This is a genomic window from Pseudomonas sp. ANT_J28, from assembly GCF_008370005.1.
GTDB lineage: Bacteria > Pseudomonadota > Gammaproteobacteria > Pseudomonadales > Pseudomonadaceae > Aquipseudomonas > Aquipseudomonas frigoris.
In genome coordinates this window covers 1-21,537 of the sequence record NZ_VOBM01000048.1, presented here as the reverse complement: position 1 = coordinate 21,537, position 21,537 = coordinate 1, and the positions used below count along the sequence as shown (strand labels likewise).

Sequence of the window (21,537 nt, the reverse complement as noted above, 5' to 3'; positions counted from 1 at the left end):
TGAACGTTATCCGACGCACCCTGATGTGTGTGTATGCAAAGCGTCGCTTTTGAATGAACCAGGCCCAAGGGCTTTGATCAGTCGCGATGCCATCAGTTGGTTGGACCACTGCGCAAGGGCCGGGTTCGTCGTCAGAGGCAAAGTGGTCGATGATCCCAAAGAAACGCCAGGCAACGACAGACTCAAACGCCCCATCCCTCCCGCACAGCCCTTCGAATGCCTTCCAGCAGCATCGCAAACGCCGGGTTGTCATTGTTCTCGCGCCAGATCAAATGCAGCTCGCTCTGCACACCTTCGCCCAAATCGATATCGCGAAACACCACGTTCTTGAACACCACGCTGGTGGCGCAGCGAGGCACCAGGGCCAGGCCCATTCCGGCGTTGACCAAGGCCAGGATGGTCAATGATGAACCGAGCCATTGCACGTATTCCGGGGCGACGCGGGCAGAGCGGAGCATGCCGGTCAGCAGTTCGTTGAACGGCGGGTAGGCGGCGTGGGAGTACATCAGGAAAGGCTGCGCATCGAGGTCTTTGACCGACACGGTTTCTGCGCTCGCCAGCCGATGACTGCTCGGCACCGCCAATACAAACGGTTCACGCACCAGGCATTCGGTGGCGTACCCCGGCTCCAGCAAAGGCGCGCGAACAATGCCCAAGTCGATACGACGGGCACGCAGGGCTTCATGCTGCTGGTAGGTGTTCATCTCCGTCAGGTCGATTTTCACATGCGGCTGTTTGAGTCGTGTTTCAGCGATGACCTTGGGCAGGAATTCATACACCGCGCTGCCGACGAAACTGATGTTGACCGAGCCGATGTCGCCCTCGGCAAAACGGCGGGCGGTGACGGCGGCTTGCTGGGCGCGCTCCAGCAGGTTCTGCGCTTCTATGAAGAAGGCGCGGCCGGCGGCGGTCAGGGCGACGCTGCGGGTGGTGCGGGTGAACAGCTCGACACCCAGGTGATGTTCCAGCAGTTGAATCTGTCGGCTGAGGGGCGGTTGAGTCATGTTCAACCGTTCGGCGGCCCGGCGGAAATTCAGTTCGGTCGCCACCGTGGTGAAACAGCGCAGTTGAGTCAGTTCGAACATTGATCTAATCCAGGTATCAATCGAATGCCAGGTTAGATTAGACGGGATCAATGTGCACGTCCATGATCGGCTCGTCCCTAAAAAAACAATGAACGGGAGTCGCCCCTTGAATACCCTCCAGAGTCCGCCGGACCCGAATGTGCTCGCCCGCGCAGCGGCCAAGGTCAAACGCCATGTACTGCCGCTGTTCGTGGTGATGTTCATCGTCAACTACATCGACCGGGTCAACATCATGTTCTTGATTGAAGGCTTTGCCTCGATCGTGCTCTGTGGATTTGTGTGGTTCTGGCTGCAATCCCATCCGCGCGAGGCGAAATGGCTGAGCGCCGAAGAAAAGGACGCACTGGTTGATGCCATCGTGCTGGAACAACAGGCCCGCGAAGCCACACAGACCGTCAAGCCGTCGATGTTCAAGCTGCTGGCCGACAAGCAGATCGCGCTGTTCTGCTTCATCTACTTTTCCATCGCCCTGACCATCTACGGCGTCACGTTCTGGCTGCCGAGCATGATCAAGAAAATGGACAACCTCGGCGACTTCCAGGTGGGCCTGTTCAACTCGATTCCGTGGATCATTTCGATCATCGCGATGTATGCCTTCGCCGCCATGGCCAGCAAATGGAAACACCAGCAAGCCTGGGTGGCCTTGACCCTGGTGATCGCCGCGTTCGGCATGTTCATGTCCACCACCGGTGGGCCGATCTTCGCCTTCGTCGCCATCTGTTTTGCCGCCATTGGTTTCAAGGCCGCCTCGGCATTGTTCTGGCCGATTCCGCAAGGCTATCTGGACGCTCGCATCGCCGCCGCGGTGATCGCCTTGATCAACTCCATCGGCAACCTCGGCGGTTTCGTCGCCCCGACGGCGTTCGGTTTCCTGGAGCAAAAAACCGGCTCCATCGAAGGCGGCCTTTACGGTTTGGCGGCCACGTCACTGGTCGCGGCGGTGGTGATCTTTTTCGCCCGCACGGCACCTCGGGGCGATGCACGCCACTTGCTGACCGGCAAACCTGCCGCCGACGCGGCACCACAAAAATCTATAAGTCACCCAGCTTTGAAACCTGATCCAAAGGGAGCCGCTTCTTGAAAATCAAACGAGTCACCGTCACCCCAATCGCCTTTCGTGATCCGCCGCTGCTCAACGCCAGTGGTATCCATGAACCTTTTGCGCTGCGCTCAATCATCGAGATTGAAAGCGACAACGGCTACATTGGCCTGGGTGAAAGTTACGGCGACGCCCCGGCGCTGTTGATCCAGCAGCAACTGCAAGACCAGTTGATCGGCCTCGACCCATTCAACCTCAATCAACTGCGCCGCATCGTGCAGGCCACGGTGGCGGCGAACAAACCGGCGAGCATTGCCGGTGCGGAACTGGCGCCGGGCTCCCACGCCAGCAAAGCGGTGAGCAATGCGTATTCGGCGTTCGAAGTGGCGTTCCTGGATTTGCAGGCACACTCGTTGAACGTGCCGTTGGTGGATTTGCTGGGCGGGGCGATTCGCGACGAGATTCCGTTCAGCGCCTACTTGTTCTTCAAGTACGCCCAGCATGTCGACTCACCCTACAAACCCGACAGTTGGGGCGAAGCCCTGAACGAAGAGCAAATCGTCGCCCAGGCCCGGCGCATGATCGAGGCCAACGGTTTCAAGAGCATCAAGCTCAAGGCCGGCACGCTGCCACCGGAGCACGAAGTGTCGTGCATCACGGCGCTGAAAAAGGCTTTCCCCGGTTACCCGTTGCGCATTGACCCGAACGGCAACTGGTCGCTGGAAACTTCGATCCGTATGGCCGAACTGTTGGGCGATGACCTGCAATATTACGAAGACCCGACGCCGGGTCTCGACGGCATGTCCGAACTGCACAAGCGCACCGGTCTGCCGCTGGCGACCAACATGGTGGTCACCGACTTCGATGAGTTCCGCCGCAGTATTGCTTTGAACAGCGTGCAGATCGTCCTCGCCGACCACCACTACTGGGGCGGCCTGCGCGACACCCAGGCGCTGGCGAAAATGTGCGACACCTTTGGCCTTGGCGTGTCGATGCATTCCAACTCGCACTTGGGCATCAGCCTGATGGCGATGGCCCATGTCGCCGCAGCGGTACCCAATCTGGATTACGCCTGCGACACGCATTACCCGTGGCAGGAACCGGATGAAGAAGTGATCAAGGGCGGCAAAATACCCATCGTCGAAGGCTGCGTGAAGATCACCCGCGCACCCGGATTGGGCCTGGAACTGGATCACGATCAATTGGGCAAGCTGCATGACCAGTACTTGACTTGCGGCATTCGTCAGCGCGATGACGTGAAACAGATGCAGCGTTACAAGCCGGAGTGGAAGGCGGTCAAACCGCGTTTTTGAGTTCAGTCAGCAAACGCTCGATCTGCGCCAGCTCCCAGGTGCTGAGCAAGCTGACCGGGTCCGTGCCGTAACGTTGCCAACTGTCGAGCACGCCTTCGCGACCGTCCGGGCTTTGGCAGCGTTGGCAGTGGCGCAAGTGATTGCCGTCGAAGTCGAGGGTCAGACGCCAGCCCTCGATATCGACTTGTAACTGGCCTGGTTCGGGTTGTTCGTCGAGGCGCTTCAGAAGCCGAACTTCCAGCGCGGCGTCGCGCAATTGCTGGTAAACCTCGCGGGCGGTCAGGGGCGGCACTGATGTCTCCGGTGAAGTCGTGGCAAGCGTAGATTCGGGGTGCACAGGATAGACGATCATGGTGAAATCTCCGCGAGCTTGTGCTGTGAACACCTACTGATCTGGAACCCTACATGAAGAAAGTCGCCGTACTCACCTTCGCCCTGGTGCTCAATGCAGGATTACTCAGCATGCAAGCTCAAGCGGCCGGCGATGCTGAAGCGGGTGCGACACTGTTCAAGCGGATATGCGGCGGCTGCCATCAGGTCGGGGAGTCGGCGCGCGGTTCATTCGGGCCGCAGCTCAATGGTATTTTTGGACGCCCTTCGGGCAGCACCACAGATTATCAATATTCCGATGCGATGAAATCAGCCGGCATTGTCTGGACCCGCGAAACGCTGACCGCGTACCTCGAAGCTCCAAAAAAAGTGGTACCTGGCACCCGCATGATTTTCTGGGGGCTCAGCGATCCGGAAAAGATCGAAAACCTCTTGGCGTACCTTCAGACGTTTCAGCCGCAATAGGGTTTTATGACGTTCGAAAGGCATTCGCTCGGCTCGGAACACCCGGTGGTTACGATCTGAATTACAATCCCCCCCTTTTGACGGAGGGGAGCCGTTAATGGATGTTTTCGCGCTTCTGTATGACTACCTGATCAAGTGGGTGATCGAGCCTGTTGCAGACGAGTTTCTTGGCATTTTCGATCTGAACGGCCGCTTCAGCGTCGTGTTTCTCTGCTTGTCCTACAGCATCGCCTATAGCCTGTACCGATTCAGAAAATATCGTGGACTGACCGACGCACGTTCTTTCTGGCAGTTCATCGGCGGGCACCGGGTTCATTTTCATCCCTCGGCGTTGCTGGATTACCGGTACTACTTCGTGCGGGCCATCCTGAAGGTCGCGCTGGTGCTGCCCATTGTTGGCCTGGTTGACCCGTACGTCCTGCGCTCCGGTGACTACATTTCGTTTTTCAACAATCTTTGGGGCGCGCGCGTGCAGGTGGGGGAGAACCTCTCACTTTCCTTGCTCTACGGGCTGGGCGTGTTTCTGGTGCAAGACTTTATCCATTACTGGGCCCATCGCGCCTTTCATTCCCGGCATCTATGGGCGTTCCACAAAGTCCATCATTCCGCGCCCGTCCTGGTGCCGGCGACGGCAAGCCGGATTCACTTTGTGGAAAAAATCGTCGAAAAACTGACTGACACCGTCTGCCTCGGCGCCTTTGCCGGTGTCTTTTGGTACGCCTGTGGCGGGGAGATCAGCCGGTACACCTTGTTCGGCGTGACCTATATGGTCTTGATCCTTAATGCATTGGCGGCCAATCTGCGTCACAGCCATGTCTGGCTTTCATTCGGGCCCATGGTCGAGCATGTGCTGAACAGCCCGGCACAGCACCAGATTCATCACAGTGACGCGCCCCGACACTTCAACAAGAATTTTGGTATCAACCTGTCACTCTGGGATTGGATGTTCGGTACGCTCTACGTCACGCACTCGACGCCCGAGCCTATTCAGTTCGGCACCGGCAAAAAGGATCACGACCGTTACCTGACGCTCTATAGCCTGATCGTCATGCCCTTTGTGGACATCGCCCGCAAGATCCCCGCCAGGCGTGCCATGGAATGGCCGTCGCGTCTCGCAGAAAAACTCCCTTTGACACTCTTCCGCCGACGTTGGCGCTGAATGCCGGGGCGACGTTAAACCAGTGGTCGGGATGGGAGCGTGTAAAGCTCCAATCCCGCCGGTTCTATTGTTGGCCAACCGGCAAGGGTGGGGTTCGAGGCGGGATCAGTCGTTTTGACCCGATCGATTCGAACGCCGAAGCCAGGCGCAGCAGCGTCGAATCGTCATAAGCACGACCGGCAAATGTCAGCCCCACGGGCATGCCAATGTCCGGCATGACGCCCATCGGCACAGTGACCGTGGGAACGCCCAGGTGCCGGATGGCGAGGTTGCCGTTGGCGACCCAGATGCCGTTGCTCCACGCGATATCCGCAGACTTCGGATCGACATCGGCATTCGCCGGACCCACGTCGGCGACCGTCGGGAATAGCACCGCATCGAGCCCCAGCCGATCCATCCAGTCCTCAAGATCGATTCGACGCGTTTGTTCAAGTCCGCGCAGTCCGTCAGGAACGGTGGTGATCTGGTCCCACGGTGTGATGCCGCGCTCGGCCATCTTCACGTACTCGTCCATGCCTGCGGCAAGGTCGTCCTCCCGGTTGGGGAGCGTGCCCGGGTCGTGGGGGAAAATCAGCGGTCCGTCGACATCGGCCAAGCGGTTCAACTTGGGATCGCCATTGGCCCGCAGAAAATCATCGAACGCCCAGGCCGACAGGTCCCACAACTCATGATGCAGGAATTCTTTGGACACCAGGCCCCGCGTAAATACGGTCGGCGCACCCGGGCGATCGCCCTCGCAATTAGAGACCAGCGGGAAATCGACTTCGATGACTTCGGCGCCAGCGGCTTCTAGTGCTTTGCGTGCCTCTTCCCAGAGCCCGATCACGGAAGGACGGGTGATGATTCGCTGTCCCGTCGGACCACCGATGCCAGGCGCATCGCTCGTGCCCGCATCCGGATCCGCGTTGATGTACATACGGGGCACGCCGAAACGCTTTGCTGCCAGTGCATCGGACTTCACGGCCAACTCGGCATAGGAAGCGGGACGCACCGAAGCGACACTCGGAATCGGCACCCAGGGTTGCATCCGCCACAGATCGCCACGGGTGTCGGGATCATCCGCCACCACCACGTCGAGCACCTCGAGCAGGTCGGCCATGGTTCTGGCAAACGGCACGACAACGTCCATCGTCGGCGTCAACGGCCAGTTGCCGCGCACCGAGATCACCCCGCGCGAAGGCGTGTAGGCACACAAACCATTGTTCGATGCAGGGCCGCGTCCGCTCGACCAAGTTTCTTCCGCGAGACCGAATGCCGCGAAACTGGCGGCGGTTGCCGTACCGGCGCCGTTCGATGAACCCGAGGCGAAGGGGGCGGTGACATAGTCAGCGTTGTAGGGGCTTTCCGCACGACCGTAGACCCCGCGCTGCATGCCGCCGTTTGCCATCGGCGGCATATTGGTCTTGCCCAGGCAGATCGCGCCAGCAGCGCGAAGCCGTTCGATCGTGAATGCATCGCGATAAGCAATCAGGTTCGCGAAGGCGGGACTGCCGGAGGCGGCAGTGAGCCCTTTCACCAGGTAACTGTCCTTGGCCGTATAGGGAATGCCATCGAGCGGACCCAGCGTCTCGCCCTTGGCCCGACGGGCATCGGACGCCTGCGCTTCGTTCAGTGCCTCGGGGTTTCGAACCACCACCGCGTTGAGGGCGGTGGGCGTGTCAGGTCCGTCGTAGGCATCGATCCTGGCGAGATAGGCCTGGACCAGCTCAACCGCAGTGGTTTGGCCAGATTCGAGCGCAGCACGCAGTTCGGCAATGGAAACTTCGGTGACCTCGATCATGCTGTTACCACCGTCTGCTGACGGGCGACGCGATGAATGTTTCCATCACGCTGAATGTTGGGCTCAGGGACATCACTAATCTCAAAATGGGTATTCATCGGTGTTCTCGTTGCGCTGCTTTACGCGCTCTATTTAACACCAAGCCGGGAGCAGAGGCATCGCCCAAGGCGATGCAACGTCTTCAGCCTTTGCTGGCCGCAAGGTAAGCGCCAAGGCGTTGTCCCATTTGCTCGCCCAAGGCTTGCAGGCCACTCAAGGGACGGACCATCACCTCAAACTCAACGATTTTTCCTTGTTCGTTGAACCGGATCATGTCGATGCCCTTTAACGCTTTCCCGTCGACGTTGGCGCTGAACTCCAGGACGACGTTCAGCCCATCTGCGGTGGACAGTTCCCGGTGGTAGACAAAATCCTCAAATACCTCGATGACCGTGTTGAGAATCATCGATACCACGGCTGCACCCGGGTAAGGCGTGTGAGCCATCGGGGAGCGGAATATCGCCTGAGGGTCCAACAAACCGGGCAAGGCGCTCAAGTCACCCTTGCTGATCATGTCGTGCCACTGGTTCAGGGATTCAGCGGCTTTGGGATGCAGTTTCAGTTCAGACATTTTCAACTCCTGTATTTTTGTTGGTTGGCAAACGCTTCAGTGTTGCACATGCAGTGTTTCACGATCGCTCAGCGACACAGTTCCCCGGTGGCGCGTATCAGTGCCTGACCATGCAGACTGTCCTTGATCAGGCCGGATCGTGCCGTGGCCAGCCAGTTCTCGCATTCCGGGTCATTGCGATAGGGCGCGAAGTCAGCGTATTGCTGCAACAGGCGGTTTTGCAGCACATCGAGCTGTGGCCGGATTTGATTGGCGAGGTCTGGCCGCGGCGTGTCCGGCGCCTTGCCAGCCGCTCGCCATTGAGCCACCAGCCCGTACTGCACCAGCTTGTTGGCTTCAATCTGGGCGGCGATCAATTCAGCGAACTCGTCGGGGTCCAGTGTGCGGTCAACGGCCAGCTTCCTGGCGTTGGCGACGACTTGCGCTTCCCGGGCACTGTCCTGGATCGATTTGCCACTGTCCCACTTGGTCAGCGCCACAAGATCAGCAATGCTCAGACGTTCGTTCAACGTTACCAGCAGCGGTTGCAAGCTATCCGGCGCCGGGGAGGGCGCGCTGGCCTGTGCGCTGCTGGCGAGTAAACCGAGGACGGCGCAGATCAGCAATTGCGGTAAATGTGGGGAACGGGGCATCGGCAAACCTCATCGGGTACGGGACTTACAATCAGGTGTTAAGTATCACAGGTGCGGCGGAGGCATTAAGCAGGGATCGATTTATTTTGTGCACGAAAAAGCCCGGCTTGTCAGGCCGGGCTTTTCGTTGAGTGCTTCGGTAAAGCTATTCATTTATGCGGCGCGGTTTTCGATCAGACGATCCGAACCACCTTCTGCCACGCGGTTTTCGATCAGACGATCCGAACCACCTTCAGCCACACGGTTTTCGATCAGACGATCCGAACCACCCTCAGCCACACGACTTTCAATCAGACGATCCGAGCCGCCTTCAGCGACAACCGGGTGAGCAGAGGTAGCGGCGAAAGCGTTAACTGCAAAAACCGAGAAAGCGATGCTGAGGAGGATTTGGCGTTTCATGATGGTGTGCTCCGGGGTGTAGTTGTTGGGTATGGCGCTGATGTTACGCCGCGGATTTTTTATGAGAACTTCATTGAGTTGATGGTGACTATCGACGCCGGCAATGATCCTCCTGTCGTCGGCTCTGCCGCTCAGCCAGAACCGCAGGGGTATGCTGGACCTCTTGAACTGTCGAGGCTCTCCACGTCCGCAAGGATTTCCTGCGAGGTTCCCTGCTCTGGTCGAGAGGATAAATCGATGCACGACTATTACGATTTGGGCACCTACAGCCGCCCGGTGACGACCCACTCGTCCCAGGCCCAGCGCTGGTTCGATCGTGGCTTGGTATGGTGCTACGGCTACAACCACGACGAATCCATACGCTGTTTCCAAAAGGCGATCGAACACGACCGCGATTGCGCGATGGCCTACTGGGGCATCGCCTACGCTTCGGGCCCCAACTACAACCAGCGTTGGGATGCCTTCATCGAACAGGAGTTGAAAGAGGCCGTGGCCCAGGCCCGACTGGCGACGCAAACCGCGCTGGGACATATCGACGGCGCAACACCGGTGGAACAGGCGCTGATCCGGGCGCTGGAGCAACGCTACCAGGCCGATCAGGCCTCCAGCCTCGACCAACTCTTCGCCTGGAACGATGCCTATGCGGCGTCCATGCGCGATGTCTACAAAGCCTTTCCCGAAGATCCCGATGTCGTTGCGCTGTTTGCCGAAGCGTTGATCGACCGCACACCCTGGCAATTGTGGGATCTGAAAACCGGTAAACCGGCGCCGGGCGCCGACACGCTTGAAACGGTAGACGTGCTGGAACGGGCGCTACGGCGGATGGCGCAGCACGGCGATGCGCCGCACCCCGGCGTGCTGCACATGTACGTCCACACCCTGGAAATGTCGCCCTACCCGGAGCGGGCGTTGTGAGCCGGCGATGTCCTGCGTGACCTGGTGCCGGATGCGGGATATTTGCGCCATATGCCGTCGCACATCGACGTGCTCTGCGGTGACTACCGTGGGGCCATGGTCACCAATAGCCGGGCGATTCTGGCCGACAGCAAATACCTGGAACAGGAAGGGCCGCTCAACTTCTACACCTTGTATCGATGCCACAACTACCACTTCAAACTCTATTCGGCGATGTTCCTCGGGCAATACCAACCGGCCCTGGAAGCCGCCGATCAACTGATGTCAACCATCAGGGAAGAACTGCTGCGCGTGGAGCAACCGCCCATGGCCGACTGGCTGGAGGGCTTCGTGTCGATGAAGGTCCACGTGCAGATACGCTTCGGCAAATGGCAGGACATCCTCGCCACCCCGCTGCCGAACGACCAGGCGCTGTACTGCGTGACCACGGCGATGCTGCATTACGCCAGAGGCGTGGCGCATGCGGCCACCGGGTATATCGCCGCCGCAGAAGCCGAACAGCGACTACTCCTCGAAGCCTGGACCCGAGTGCCGGACACACGCTACCTGTTCAACAATAAATGCACCGACATTCTGGCGGTTGCCGCAGGCATGCTGAGCGGGGAAATCGAGTACCGTAAAGGCAATTACGACGACGCCTTCGCCCACTTGCGCCAGGCGCTGTCACTGGACGACAACCTGCCTTACGACGAGCCATGGGGCTGGATGCAACCGGTCAGACATGCGTTGGGCGCGTTGCTTTTGGAGCAGGGCAGGGTAGAAGAAGCGCTGCAGGCCTATCGAGCCGATCTGGGACTGGACAACACCCTCAGCCGTGCGTCCTGGCATCTGGACAATGTGTGGAGCTTGCACGGCTATGCGGAATGCCTGAGACGACTGGACTGGATGCCGAAGCTGCGCAATCGACCGGCCCCCTTAAGGTTAGTTAACTCAATCCAGCACCGGGCGCAGGAAAGAGCGTTCATAATTCAGGATAACTCTTCTCTGGGAAGCCTCCGCCACCAATCTGATGCATTCCTTGTCCCGCTCGCCTTTTTTGCGATAGTGAACGTGATGGCACCATGTAAGGATGCGTGCCGCCACCTTCGACACCCGCCTGCGATAGCAGCGTATCCCACTGGATGCGCACGCAATGGTTTTGAAAGGCTTCGAGGGCATCTGCGGCCTGCGCGGTTGAGTTCACTGACAGCTAGCCACTTGGTAGCCGATCGACGAGGAAATCCACTAAAGTCTTCACCCTTCGGATCGGCGTGCCGACGGTAGTGACCCAATGAAGCGACTAAATTTTGTGATGGATCTCCAGTATCCTGAACGTCACTTTTCCACCCTCGCTGGGATAGCCGGTGTTGTCCTGCACATACGCACCGGCTTTGAAATACAGTGGTTTGGTCTTCCAGCTCGGGTCGATGGTGGTTCTCCAGTTGTATCCTGCTGCGCTGATGCCCAGCGCGCCCTTCGGGCTGAGGTGGATCTGGTAGGAAAAGTCGCGGTTGAGCGGCACACCCGTCGCAATGGTAATGACCTGGCCTTCTTCATCGTCGGGACGCATGCGCACCTTGGCGACAATGTTTCCCGTCGAAGTCGACGTTTTGTACTGGTACTCCAGCTTCACCATGGGGCTGTTGCTGTCCTTGTTGTGAATCTGGCCAATCACGATCTTGCCGGTGCTCGGAACCTGATTGACGGCCAGACTCGCGCGCAGGGTGTTATCCGCCGCTGAATACTGCCAGTTGCGCAGCGTTCCATCGCTATAGGTTTCCCGCAACTCGCTACGCGGGTAAATAGCGTTGGCCGTCCTGGAACCGGTCACAGGTGCCCAGAAGGAAAGGGTAGCGGCTTCAGAACTGAAATACTGGTCCTTGAACCCTTGCGCCAGTCGAGGCGTTTCTATGGTGGCCGGTGGGCTGCCTTCAGGGATGCTTAAATTCCAGGTGGCGAGGTCGATCATGTCAAGAATCCTGTATGCGGAGAATGTTGCGGCCACAGTTGCGCTCGAACCTGCGCTATTGAGCTGTGTCAGTTGGGTCTGCTGATTAGGAAATTCGTATGGCGGTAGATTGACGTCAAATGTTCGTCGATGGAGTTATTGCAGGCTTTGTGCCCACGGGCGTTACCGTTAGTCGGCTATTTTGGAAGTTGACGGAACTATTGTGGGTTGGCTTGCGGCAGCGAAGGAACCAAACCATCAGCGGTGGACCGGTCGGCCAGGACGAGTGCATGCACTGGACGAAGAACACGCGCAGAATCTGGTTCTGAATAACCGGCGCGCCGCGTCATAAAGACAGGAGACCGCTCATGAGCGACCGAAGCAATTTTGCGCTGTTGAGCTTTGATCCGGCGTTTGCGTCGTTGCGCGATGGCCTTTCGGTCGCTCAGCAGATTGACGACACACTCTGGGTGGCGAACGACGAAACCACGAGCCTGGAACGCCTGAAAATCCAGAATGCTACGCCCGGCGGCGGCGTAAGGTGCGACGAGCACCAATCATTTCCACTCCTGGAATATCTGGATTTGCCCCTACCGAAACAAGACGCCGAGATCGATATCGAGGGCTTGGCCTATGTCCATGACAGTGGTTACCTCTGGGTGGTGGGCTCCCATAGCCTGAAGCGCAAGAAGGCCGAGGCCGGCACTTCTGCACAGAAGAATATCAAGCGCCTGTCGACGGTAGAGGCGGACGGCAATCGCTTTCTGCTGGCCCGCATCCCTGTGGTGCAGAACGACAGCTATGTACTCGCCAGGAAAGTGGATGCCGATGGACGTACGGCGGCGCGGTTGCAGGGCAACGAAGTCGGTAACGACCTGACCGCGGCGATTGCTGAAGATCCTCAGCTACGCGACTTCCTGCGTATCCCGGGTAAGGACAACGGCTTCGATATCGAAGGGTTGGTGGCGATCGGCTCGCGCCTTCTGCTGGGGCTGCGTGGACCGGTTCTACGCGGCTGGGCCGTGTTGTTGGAGATCGAACCCGAGTTGAATGACGCCTCGTCTGACACGCTGGTGCTGAAGAAGATCGGTCCGGATGGGCGCCGCTACCGTAAGCACTTCTTCGCGCTCAATGGCCTGGGCTTGCGTGACCTGTGCACCCGCGGTGACGATCTGCTGATCCTGGCGGGCCCCACCATGGAGCAGGACGGTCCGGTAACGGTCTTCCGCTGGCGCGGCGGTTTCGCGTCCGACGAGGAACGCGTGGTCTTCACCGATCAATTGGAGAAGGTGCTGGAGGTGCCTTTCGGGCAAGGCAACGATCACGCTGAGGGCATGTGTCTGTTCCAATCGGGCGAGCAGCTTGGGGAGGCTCTGCTGATCGTCTACGACTCTGCGGCGGAGAGTCGTAAACACGGCGATACGGATGTGGAAGGGGACCTGTTCATCCTGGATTAGCCACGCACATCGACATCAACGCGGCCTGTAGATCAGTTTGCCTGGGCTGCTGGTCGCCACCTTCGGACTTGCCGCACTGACCCAGCAGTTCGAGTCGGTCTTCATCGCGGTGAAATGGCTCGGCGTTGCCTTTATCCTGTTCATCGCCTGGAACTTATGGTCAAAGAACACCGAACAAATGCAGGCACCTCCAAAGCGCTCAGCAGGCGCGGGCCTTCTCGCCGGAGCCGTGCTGACTCTGAGTAATCCAAGAAAGAGAGGCTACTTGATCTGAAACAGGCGTGAAATCGTGACCAACGCTTTCTCCCCGTCAGCCTCATAGAGGCCAAACAAGGACGCTTGGTCGGTGAGGCGATGCAGGCGGAAATAGTTATAGAAGGCTTGACCCAGGCGCTGCTTCTCGAACATTCCCTGGTTCCAAAGGCCGAAGAATTCGTTATAGGCGGCCTCCTCGATTTCCAGCCCCGGTGTGCTGTCCATTTGAACCTCACTTGATGGTGAACTCTGGCGGGTCCTGCCAAACCGCCAATGGGTGGTGCTTGGGTGGAGGCAACCTACCGACTATGAGCGACGGCTGCTAGTTGCTCGGTATCTACGCGAACAAAAATGGAGTCTCCGATAGCCACAAGATCCTTGGGCCGTTGGATGGGCAGCCAGTCCTTCAGGTTGGAGACGCGCAACGATGGTAGTCGCCGCCCCCATCCTGGTTGGCATCAAGATCGGACTCTCGCGATACGCGAAAGTACGCGCTGCGCGAACCGTGGGGTGAGGGCTTCACTCAGTCATCGGGTCTGCCGCTTCCAGGTTACCCAGCAGCCACTGACTGAAGCTTCGCGCCAGCGCATTGTTCTCACTGTCACGGTGGATCAGCATGGCCCAGTTCGGACCGCGAATGGTTTGCTCCACCAAGGGTTGCAACAATCCTTGGGCGCGCGCCTGCCGACTCAATAACTGGCTGACCAGGGCGATACCGAGCCCCGCGCACGCGGCGTCCAGCAGCAGGCCGGGGTCGGAGAAATTCAGCCCCTGATCTTTCTGGCCGACATCGATGCCAGCCTCCACCGCCCAGTGACTCCAATCCATTTCCCGCTCGCCGTGAAGGGTTGTGCGCTGTTCGCGTGGCAGCGCCAACAGGTTCGGGTGACACGCCGGATAGAGGCGGTCGGCGTGCAGCACCTTGAAGCTGCACTCGGCTTGGGAACTGATGTCATCGCGCACTGCGAGGTCGATGGTCTGGGTGGTCATGTCCGGGAGTTCATCGGTACTGAAAATCCACAGATCAACATCCGGATGCTCGCGGCGAAAATCCCCCAAGCGTGGCAGCAGCCAGTGACGGGCGAGTGCCGGGGTGGTGTTGAGGACCAGTTGGTTGGGTTTCTGGTACTGCCCAAGGCGGCGAATGCCGACGGCCAGTTGTTGCAGCAACGCTTGGGTGGTGCTGAGCAGGTCGTGACCGGCATCGGTCAGGCTGACGCTGCGTCCACTGCGAAAGAACAAGGGTTGTTCAAGGTATGCCTCAAGGCTACGGATCTGCTGACTGATCGCCGATTGGGTGAGGTGCAACTCTGCGGCCGCCTTGTGGAAACTGCCCAGCCGGGCGGCGGCTTCAAAGCCGCGAAGGGTGAACTGTTGCTGAAACTTCGCCCGTACATCCGCAAGTTCCAGTCGCAGCCGGTCACCGACCTGGTGAACGGCAACCTGTGCCTGTCGCTCGGCTACCCCACCTCCAATGCCAACGCACGTCCGAGCGTCGATGCGACCACGCGCAACAACCCGGATATTTACCTCGATGAGGTCACTTACGCACGGCTGATTCCGGGCAAGGACATCCCCCAGTCCGATATGCGGGCGCGCATGCGCACCTGGACCAAGTTCAAGACTGCCACCGCGAAATGACTTCATCAGGCGACGATAAATATGAGTCAGGCCTTGACCCAGCGGTGACGGCTCCAGCTGCTCAAAGTATCGACGGCAAAAACCAGCAACAGCATGGCCAGTATCACGGTGCTGGCTTGAGCCTCCTGGAACAGGCTGAGGCTGACATAGAGCATTTGCCCCAAACCACCGGCGCCGACGAAGCCGAGCACACTGGCCATGCGGATATTGTTTTCCCAGCGGTACAAGATGTAGGCCAGTAACTGTGGCAACAGGTTGGGCAGTGATCCGTAACAGAACGCCCATACGGCATTGCCGCCCTGCAAGCGGATGGCTTCGGCCGGTTCTGGCGGGGTGTTTTCCAGCGCTTCGGCGAACAGCCGGCCGAGCACGCCGGTGGTGTGCAAGGCCAAGGCCAGGGTGCCGGCATTGGGGCCGAGCCCGGCGGCCAGGACCATCAGCGCAGCCCACACCAGTTCCGGAACCGCGCGCAAGGCGTTGAGCACAAGACGCGAAGCGCTCTGCAAAGGCCAGCCGAAGCGCCCGGCCGCGGGCAATGCCAACAGCAGACCCACTACCGCCGCGAGCAGGGTGCCAAGGGCGGACATGGCGATGGTTTCCAGAGCGCCGTGGCCGATGGCTTGCAGATGGCCCGCGCTCAGGTCCGGGCTGAGAAAACGCTGCGCATAAGCGCCCATCTGCTTCAGGTTACCGCTGCCACCCAGTTCGCCGAGGTCGATGCCCAGGAAGATGAACGAGGCGATCACCGCTGCGCCGATACACAGGAGCAGCACCAGGTTGATCAGGCGATTCATGCCAGCCTCCAGCGCAGCAGGCGGCTGAGATGATCGGCGAGCAGTACCAGGACGAGAAATGTCAGTAACAAGCTGGCCACTTCACCGCCGGCGAACATGCGTAGCGACAAATCCATTTGCTGGCCCAGACCGCCGGCACCGACGAAGCCCATCACTACCGAGGCGCGGATGGCGCATTCCCAGCGGTACACCGTGTACGACAGCAGCTCCGCAGCGACATTGGGCAGGATTCCGTAGAAAAAGGCTGCGAGCCGACCGCTGCCAGCCTGCAATAGCGCGTGGGCCGGGCGCTGATCGACCGACTCGAAAATTTCCGCGTAGACCTTGCCCAACATCCCGCTGTAGGTAATGGCAATGGCCAGCACCCCGGCCGTCGGGCCCAGTCCGACGGCGCGCACGAACAAAAGCGCCCAGACGATTTCCGGCACGCTGCGCAGGAAGATCAGTAAGCCGCGTACCGGCCAACGCAGCAGTTGGCCCCAATAGCCTGGGTGGCCGGCACGGGAGGCGGCAGACAGCGACAGAGCCCGACTGGCCAGCAGGCTGGCGGGGACGGCCAACAACAACGCCAGGGCCATGCCCGCCGTGGCGATGGCCAGGGTCTGCAGGGTGGCCTGCAATAACAGCTCAATGAATTCCTCGCCATGGGCCGGTGGCCAGAAGGCTGAGACAAACCGGCCCATCTCGCTCTGACTGTCACTCGCCACCAGCACACTGAGGTCCAGCTCGCTGAAGCGGATGCCTGGCCACAGCAGGGCAAGGGCCAGCAAGGTGAGCAGCAGGCGGGGCCGGGTGGCCGGATCTCGGGTATCACGGGTCAGCATCGGGGGATCTGCACACTCAAGGGCGCTGGAGTAATCGGTGGAGATTGCAGTTGTTCGTTGGCGTAGAGCTTGTCGAGCAACTCGCGGTCGACGTCGCTGGCCGCAAGGTCGAACAGGACTTGTCCATCACGCAAGCCGATGATGCGCGAAAAGTGCGCCAGGGCCAGCTCCACCGCATGCAGGCTGGCGACCAGGGTGACGTTGTGCTGCCGGGCATGGCGACAGAGCACCGACAGCGTGTGCTCGGCCAACACCGGGTCCATGGCCGAAACCGGCTCATCGGCCAGCAACACCTCGGGCGCTTGATACAACACGCGGGCAATGCCCACGCGCTGTAGCTGTCCACCGGACAGTTGCTGACATTGCGTGAACAACTTGTCGCTGAGGTCGAGCCTGGCCAATGCCGCGCGTGCGCCCGGAATATCCACCGGATGCAGCAAGTTCAGCAGACTTTTGCCCAGACCCCACTGACCCAGCTTTCCAGCCAGAACCGCAGTGACCACGCGTTGGCGCGGTGGCAGCGGGGGCGCTTGATGGATCAGGCCGATGCGCGCGCGCAGACGCTGACGCTGACGGGCAGACAGCTGCCAGGCACGCTCGCCGAGCACCTGCAGCTCGCCGTCGTCCGGTCGCAGGGCGGTGGCCAGCAGGTTGAGCAGGCTCGACTTGCCCGCGCCGGACGGACCGATGATGGCGACCTGTTCGCTGGCGCCGATGTGCAGGTCCACACCACGCAACGCATGGACGCCGTTAACGTGGGTAAGGCTGACCTGGGTCAGATGCAACGTCATTTGAGCAGTTCGGCGGCGCGCGCGGCTTCCTCGATGCCCTTGTAGTTCTCAGGTTGGGTTTCGATGAATCGGCTGGCGGCCTGCAGATCCAGAATCTCCTTGTCCTTCGGGTTCGCCGGATCGAGCGCCAGAAAGGCGGCCTTTATCTTGGCCGCCAACGCCGGGTCGAGGGTCCCGCGTACCGTCCAGTTGTAGTCGTAGTAGGCCGGGGTGGTCGCAAACACTCTGACCTTGGTGGTGTCGACCTTGCCGGCGGCGACCAGTTTTTCCCAAACGCTGGCGTTCAGTACCCCGGCGTCCACCTTGCCGGCCTGGACCCAGGCGACAGTGGCGTCATGGGCACCGGAGTAGCCCACGCGACTAAAGTACGTTTCCGGTTTGATGCCGTCCTTCAGCATGAAATAGCGCGGCATGAGACTGCCCGACGTGGAGGACACTGAACCGAAGGCGAAGGTCTTGCCCTTGAGATCGGCGAGGGATTTGACGGCCGGGTCGGCGGTGATGAATTTGCTGGTGAACTGGGCGTCCTGTTCGCGCTGTACCAGCGGAATGGCATTGCCGGTTTTCAGGCGTGCCTGCACGAACGTGAAGCCGCCCAGCCAGGCCATATCGATTCGGTCAGTGGCCAGCGCCTCGACCACGGCCGGATAGTCGCTCACGGGAACGAACTCGACCTTCATGCCCAATTGCTGTTCCAGGTAGGTGCCCAGCGGCTTGAACTTGCGCAGCAGTTCGGTCGGGGCTTCATCGGGAATCGCGCTGACTTTCAGGGTGTCGGCGGCCTGCACCAACAGGGTGCCAAAAGACAGCGTCAAGCCGACAGCCAATGCCAGGATACGGTTGAGCATGAAAATTCTCCGGTGCATTAAAGCAAAAGTGTAGATACGCCAGGCAGCAAGCTGATTGCTGCGTGGCACTTTGTGAGGGTAAACGAAATGGAGTGAAATTGACCGCTTTTGGCCCAATTGTTAGTGCGACAAGCCTGAAGTCGATCCTGCCAGGATGATCCTTGGGTTAGCGCTTTTAGCAGCCCGAAATCGCCATGTTTCATGACCGCCCGTAACCCGGCACGAGGGTTAGCTCACGCTTCGCTATTCTTGAAGACACTACAAGGTTGCAAGTTGAACAGAGGATTGAATGATGAGGATGTTACTGATGGTCGAGTGCCCTAATGAACCCTTCAGCTCCCTTGTCAAAGCGGGGAAGGTGGGTGAGGTTATTGAGCGCATCCTGAACAGCATCAAACCGGAGGCAGCGTACTTTACCGAGCAAGATGGCAAGCGTGGTGGGATTTTTGTGGTCGACGTACAAGACCCCTCCGACATCCCCGCATTGGCGGAGCCCTTTTTTCTCAACTTCAACGCCAGCTGCAAATTCCGTATTGTGATGAGCGCACAGGATCTGCAAAAGGCCGATCTGGTGACACTCGGGCAAACGTGGGCGTGCTGAGAGGCCATTGGGGTCGGTACTGACGGCCCCGATCCGCCTGTTGGTCAGTTCCGTACAGTCCAAAGCATGGTCTGAACCGTGATATGCGGATGACTGACCAAAGGTTCCCATTCATCGATGAAAGAGAAACCCTGCTTTAGATAGAAGCTCGAGGCTCTTGCATTGTCCGGGGAGACATCCAGAAAAACGCGATCATGCCCTTTTCCGATCGCGCGAGATTTCACCGCCTCAACAAGCTGAGCTGCCACACCAGAACCACGTGCAGCGGGTTCAACCCACATTCCGATCAGGTTATAGCGATTCGCTTGACTGACCCCGGCACCGATCATTCCCACCGGTTTATCGTCCTTGATGGCCAACCAGAATTCCGGTCCGGCCGCTGACGAGGCGCGTTCTTTCCACTGCTCGTCACTGTAATGAGCGGCCGTTTGGTAACTCACACCAAACACTGTCGGCGTGTCCAGAAGCGCAGCAAGACGGACTTGCTTCAAAAACATCCAGTCTTTGGCTTCCGTCAATCGAATGTCCATGATCTTCCTTGAAGATGGCGAAACTTTATCGTCCCATAAGCGTGTCGAGGGAGGAAATGCCTTGTCGTTGCGCAATGGCTGCTTTCGTAGTCTAGTTCTTTTTCTTGATTAGTTTGCCCAGGTAGTACTTCAGGCTTAAACGATCTTTGGGCCTTGGCTTGTAGTGGGTTTTATTTCTTTGTGCGGGATCGATCACCATGGTCCCTGCGGTGTAGTAATAAAGCGCTATAGACCTGCGCGTGATGTGCTCTGGAGTTGTTAAAGGCTCTGGATGTCCATGATTGCTGTCTTTGTCGGTATTGAAAATGACACATCGGTTGTAAATGGGCAGGACTTTTTTAAGACAGGTCTTCATGTCGACATCCCAGAGTTCAAGGTTGCCGCCGTATTCCTCTCGCCAGTCTTCATTTAGATAAATTATGATATTTAACCTACGCTCAACATTAAGCTTTTTGTTGAGTCTGAAATCCGAGTGTACCCCCAGGAAACCACCACTTTTTGTTTCATGCAAGCCGCCACCAGCAAAGTAGGGGTCGGGTATCAAGCCTTCAATACCTGTGAGCTTTTCAAGAAACTGCAACATGGGGGCTGAGTTAAAGGCGTTGAAAACAGTCTTTAAGTAGGGGGTGCATTCGTTGGGACTGATTTGACGTTTTTGTTGACCTTTATAGCCGCGCTCGTAGAGCATTTCGTTGTTGGTTGGCTCGATTGGGAAGTGCGAGCAGATACTCGCAATCAGCTCTTCATCCAAGAAATTATCGATGACAATGTGCGGAAATGGCGTAGCCTGGATATAGCGACTAGCCAATGAGGAACCCAAGGCGCTGGCGGCGTTCTGGTCGAAATCAAGCTCCGGAGAGAGGGTCATAGGTAGTGCTTGAGTGATGGGTGCCATTACCGCTCCAATAACTTAATATAAATACTTGTCGGTGACTTAAAGCAGAGTCCAGCAGCCCTGCTCGTTGCGTCTCTTCGTAGCTTAACTTTTGCTGTCGTCTTTCTTCAGGCGCTTAAGGATATTATTGTACATTTTGGTTCGTCTATGAGTCTTTTCATAGCCGCCAGCCGCTGCGACAGTGCCGGCCTGGATGTGATCCAGATAACTGAAGATTTTACGCGGTGATAACATTTCAACGACATAGCCAAGTTCGGTCATGCGGTCTTGGAGTGTGTAGCCTGGCACACGATCATCCATCGAAAAATGCATGTTGTGCTGTTTGATAAGTTTGCAGTTCCACAATGTGCAAAAACTCTTCAAGTAGACTTCTTTGTACGGTCTTGGTTCTCTGGAGCGTAATCCGATGGAGATTTTCATACGTCTGAAATGGTGTTGGAATAGTCGTGAGCTAAAGCGCCAAAGTGTTCTGGTTGTGCCGCGATTTATTTGCTCAACACAACCGACGGCTACGGTTTTTTGGTTTTTCAAGCATTTATTCAGCATCATCGGAAAAACATTTTTATCGAAAACAAATGTGTCGGTGTGCATCAAAAATAAATAATCAGTTTCAACTCGCTCCAAAACCAGGTCAAGTGCTTTGCCGTGCGCGATATGCCCAGGTTCTGGTTCGGAAACAGAGCGCTCGATTAAATTGATCCAGTCAAGAGTTCGTAAATACTCAGTGCTTTCATCGGCGGAATAGTTGTCAACTACCCATATTGGGACGCTAAGGCTGCCCACATGCTGGTGCAATAAGTCTAAGCATATCTTGGTGATTTCTGGTGTTTTGTAATTGACTATAACTATGCTGAAGTTTTTAGAGCTGTCAGCCAGGAAACTAGTGTTGTTCATTGTTCGGGCGCCCATTGATATTACATGTAATTCAGCCTGTACGCAGCTTTCGCTTATTTGTCTGCGCAAAATTTTGCGTGACTATAAAGCACAATTTGTTAAGCCGCTTTGTTGTGCATAATAACCATAGCTTACCCGGACCTGATGGAGAGCAGTATATGCGGACTTCATCGTATAAGGATCTGCGCTGTAGGTAAACATCCGTGACTTAATTCGTTACACGTCCCGCTAGGGAAGGTCTGAAGTACCCACCGATTTTTCATGCCCTCTCTGCTTGAGGTTCAAAAAATCATGAGTCGGTCGAAAAACAGGCCTTTCCTGTCCTTAATTCATGGTTCTTTCCTCTAGTCGCG

The 21,537-nt window shown here is 58.0% G+C and carries 24 protein-coding genes and 2 pseudogenes; 10 read left to right on the top strand and 16 right to left on the bottom strand.

Features of this window, described 5'->3' with window-relative positions; translation table 11 throughout:
• Positions 1-182: 182 nt before the first annotated feature.
• Positions 183-1,085 carry a LysR substrate-binding domain-containing protein gene (locus FQ187_RS25655; RefSeq protein ID WP_149631609.1) on the bottom strand — a complete coding sequence of 301 codons (903 nt, stop codon included), beginning with the start codon at positions 1,083-1,085 and terminating at the stop codon, positions 183-185.
• A 106-nt stretch (positions 1,086-1,191) separates the two neighbouring features.
• Here FQ187_RS25655 and FQ187_RS25650 point away from each other — a divergent pair, with 106 nt between their 5' ends.
• Together FQ187_RS25650 and FQ187_RS25645 are read left to right on the top strand one after the other, a co-directional pair.
• A complete protein-coding gene (locus FQ187_RS25650) occupies positions 1,192-2,166 on the top strand; it encodes an MFS transporter (RefSeq protein WP_178122766.1) in 975 nt (324 codons plus the stop codon).
• Positions 2,163-3,437 (top strand): glucarate dehydratase family protein, encoded by a 1,275-nt coding sequence (locus FQ187_RS25645; RefSeq protein WP_149631607.1) that lies wholly within the window; start codon positions 2,163-2,165, stop codon positions 3,435-3,437. Before FQ187_RS25650 ends, FQ187_RS25645 begins: the two co-directional genes overlap by 4 nt.
• Here FQ187_RS25645 and FQ187_RS25640 read toward each other — a convergent pair.
• Positions 3,421-3,729 carry a hypothetical protein gene (locus FQ187_RS25640; RefSeq protein ID WP_149631638.1) on the bottom strand — a complete coding sequence of 103 codons (309 nt, stop codon included), beginning with the start codon at positions 3,727-3,729 and terminating at the stop codon, positions 3,421-3,423. The genes FQ187_RS25645 and FQ187_RS25640 overlap by 17 nt on opposite strands.
• Before the next feature lie 113 nt (positions 3,730-3,842).
• On the opposite strand from FQ187_RS25640, the gene FQ187_RS25635 reads away from it, so the two are divergent.
• Positions 3,843-4,232 carry a cytochrome c family protein gene (locus FQ187_RS25635; protein ID WP_149631606.1) on the top strand — a complete coding sequence of 130 codons (390 nt, stop codon included), beginning with the start codon at positions 3,843-3,845 and terminating at the stop codon, positions 4,230-4,232.
• Between the two features lie 97 nt (positions 4,233-4,329).
• A complete protein-coding gene (locus FQ187_RS25630; protein WP_256667446.1) occupies positions 4,330-5,391 on the top strand; it encodes a sterol desaturase family protein in 1,062 nt (353 codons plus the stop codon).
• A 64-nt stretch (positions 5,392-5,455) separates the two neighbouring features.
• Here FQ187_RS25630 and FQ187_RS25625 read toward each other — a convergent pair whose 3' ends face one another.
• The 4 genes and pseudogenes from FQ187_RS25625 to FQ187_RS25610 all read right to left on the bottom strand — a co-directional run.
• Positions 5,456-7,171 carry an amidase gene (locus tag FQ187_RS25625; protein ID WP_149631605.1) on the bottom strand — a complete coding sequence of 572 codons (1,716 nt, stop codon included), beginning with the start codon at positions 7,169-7,171 and terminating at the stop codon, positions 5,456-5,458.
• Positions 7,172-7,352: 181 nt separating this feature from the next.
• Positions 7,353-7,781 carry a nuclear transport factor 2 family protein gene (locus tag FQ187_RS25620; protein ID WP_149631604.1) on the bottom strand — a complete coding sequence of 143 codons (429 nt, stop codon included), beginning with the start codon at positions 7,779-7,781 and terminating at the stop codon, positions 7,353-7,355.
• Positions 7,782-7,849: 68 nt separating this feature from the next.
• Positions 7,850-8,413 (bottom strand): chorismate mutase, encoded by a 564-nt coding sequence (locus FQ187_RS25615; protein ID WP_149631603.1) that lies wholly within the window; start codon positions 8,411-8,413, stop codon positions 7,850-7,852.
• A gap of 156 nt (positions 8,414-8,569) precedes the next feature.
• Positions 8,570-8,812: pseudogene (locus FQ187_RS25610) on the bottom strand (phage infection protein); the annotation flags it as partial.
• Positions 8,813-9,049: 237 nt separating this feature from the next.
• Here FQ187_RS25610 and FQ187_RS30570 point away from each other — a divergent pair.
• Together FQ187_RS30570 and FQ187_RS30565 are read left to right on the top strand one after the other, a co-directional pair.
• Positions 9,050-9,727, top strand: coding sequence for a hypothetical protein (locus FQ187_RS30570; RefSeq protein WP_256667443.1), 678 nt, complete (start codon positions 9,050-9,052; stop codon positions 9,725-9,727).
• A gap of 51 nt (positions 9,728-9,778) precedes the next feature.
• Positions 9,779-10,990 carry a M48 family metallopeptidase gene (locus FQ187_RS30565; protein WP_256667442.1) on the top strand — a complete coding sequence of 404 codons (1,212 nt, stop codon included), beginning with the start codon at positions 9,779-9,781 and terminating at the stop codon, positions 10,988-10,990.
• A gap of 16 nt (positions 10,991-11,006) precedes the next feature.
• Here FQ187_RS30565 and FQ187_RS25600 read toward each other — a convergent pair whose 3' ends face one another.
• Positions 11,007-11,675, bottom strand: a complete 669-nt coding sequence (locus FQ187_RS25600; protein ID WP_149631602.1) for a polysaccharide lyase family 7 protein — start codon at positions 11,673-11,675, stop codon at positions 11,007-11,009.
• Positions 11,676-12,022: 347 nt separating this feature from the next.
• Between FQ187_RS25600 and FQ187_RS25595 the strand changes: the two genes are divergently transcribed.
• Together FQ187_RS25595 and FQ187_RS25590 are read left to right on the top strand one after the other, a co-directional pair.
• Positions 12,023-13,111, top strand: a complete 1,089-nt coding sequence (locus FQ187_RS25595; protein WP_149631601.1) for a DUF3616 domain-containing protein — start codon at positions 12,023-12,025, stop codon at positions 13,109-13,111.
• A gap of 37 nt (positions 13,112-13,148) precedes the next feature.
• Positions 13,149-13,385, top strand: a complete 237-nt coding sequence (locus FQ187_RS25590; RefSeq protein ID WP_256667441.1) for a LysE family transporter — start codon at positions 13,149-13,151, stop codon at positions 13,383-13,385.
• On the opposite strand, the gene FQ187_RS25585 is transcribed toward FQ187_RS25590, so the two are convergent.
• Together FQ187_RS25585 and FQ187_RS25580 are read right to left on the bottom strand one after the other, a co-directional pair.
• Positions 13,373-13,591, bottom strand: a complete 219-nt coding sequence (locus FQ187_RS25585; RefSeq protein WP_134418621.1) for a hypothetical protein — start codon at positions 13,589-13,591, stop codon at positions 13,373-13,375. The two genes, FQ187_RS25590 and FQ187_RS25585, sit on opposite strands and share 13 nt — an antisense overlap.
• Before the next feature lie 294 nt (positions 13,592-13,885).
• Positions 13,886-14,776 (bottom strand): LysR substrate-binding domain-containing protein, encoded by an 891-nt coding sequence (locus FQ187_RS25580; protein WP_149631637.1) that lies wholly within the window; start codon positions 14,774-14,776, stop codon positions 13,886-13,888.
• Between FQ187_RS25580 and FQ187_RS25575 the strand changes: the two are divergent.
• A pseudogene (locus tag FQ187_RS25575) lies at positions 14,681-15,007 on the top strand (hypothetical protein); the annotation flags it as partial. The gene FQ187_RS25580 and the pseudogene FQ187_RS25575 overlap by 96 nt on opposite strands.
• A 26-nt stretch (positions 15,008-15,033) precedes the next feature.
• Here the strand turns inward: FQ187_RS25575 and phnE are convergent.
• From phnE to FQ187_RS25555, 4 genes are read right to left on the bottom strand one after another with little or no spacing between them, the layout of a single operon-like run.
• The gene (phnE, locus tag FQ187_RS25570) at positions 15,034-15,801 is read right to left on the bottom strand and encodes a phosphonate ABC transporter, permease protein PhnE (RefSeq protein ID WP_149631600.1); all 768 of its coding nucleotides are present in this window, start codon (positions 15,799-15,801) and stop codon (positions 15,034-15,036) included.
• Complete coding sequence (locus tag FQ187_RS25565) at positions 15,798-16,625, bottom strand: ABC transporter permease (protein WP_149631599.1); 828 nt, start codon at positions 16,623-16,625, stop codon at positions 15,798-15,800. The genes phnE and FQ187_RS25565 overlap by 4 nt, the downstream gene beginning before the upstream one ends.
• On the bottom strand, positions 16,619-17,416 hold the full coding sequence (locus FQ187_RS25560; RefSeq protein WP_149631598.1) for a phosphonate ABC transporter ATP-binding protein: 798 nt from the start codon (positions 17,414-17,416) through the stop codon (positions 16,619-16,621). The genes FQ187_RS25565 and FQ187_RS25560 overlap by 7 nt, the downstream gene beginning before the upstream one ends.
• Positions 17,413-18,264, bottom strand: a complete 852-nt coding sequence (locus tag FQ187_RS25555; RefSeq protein ID WP_149631597.1) for a putative selenate ABC transporter substrate-binding protein — start codon at positions 18,262-18,264, stop codon at positions 17,413-17,415. Before FQ187_RS25555 ends, FQ187_RS25560 begins: the two co-directional genes overlap by 4 nt.
• A 292-nt stretch (positions 18,265-18,556) precedes the next feature.
• Between FQ187_RS25555 and FQ187_RS25550 the strand changes: the two genes are divergently transcribed.
• Complete coding sequence (locus tag FQ187_RS25550) at positions 18,557-18,865, top strand: panthothenate synthetase (RefSeq protein WP_149631596.1); 309 nt, start codon at positions 18,557-18,559, stop codon at positions 18,863-18,865.
• 44 nt (positions 18,866-18,909) lie between these two features.
• On the opposite strand, the gene FQ187_RS25545 is transcribed toward FQ187_RS25550, so the two are convergent.
• From FQ187_RS25545 to FQ187_RS25535, 3 genes are all read right to left on the bottom strand, one after another.
• Positions 18,910-19,395: a GNAT family N-acetyltransferase gene (locus tag FQ187_RS25545; RefSeq protein ID WP_178122765.1), complete on the bottom strand. Its 486-nt coding sequence runs from the start codon at positions 19,393-19,395 to the stop codon at positions 18,910-18,912.
• 91 nt (positions 19,396-19,486) lie between these two features.
• Positions 19,487-20,290 carry a 2OG-Fe(II) oxygenase gene (locus FQ187_RS25540; RefSeq protein ID WP_149631595.1) on the bottom strand — a complete coding sequence of 268 codons (804 nt, stop codon included), beginning with the start codon at positions 20,288-20,290 and terminating at the stop codon, positions 19,487-19,489.
• Positions 20,291-20,374: 84 nt separating this feature from the next.
• On the bottom strand, positions 20,375-21,184 hold the full coding sequence (locus FQ187_RS25535; RefSeq protein ID WP_149631594.1) for a glycosyltransferase family 2 protein: 810 nt from the start codon (positions 21,182-21,184) through the stop codon (positions 20,375-20,377).
• Between the last annotated feature and the right edge of the window lie 353 nt (positions 21,185-21,537).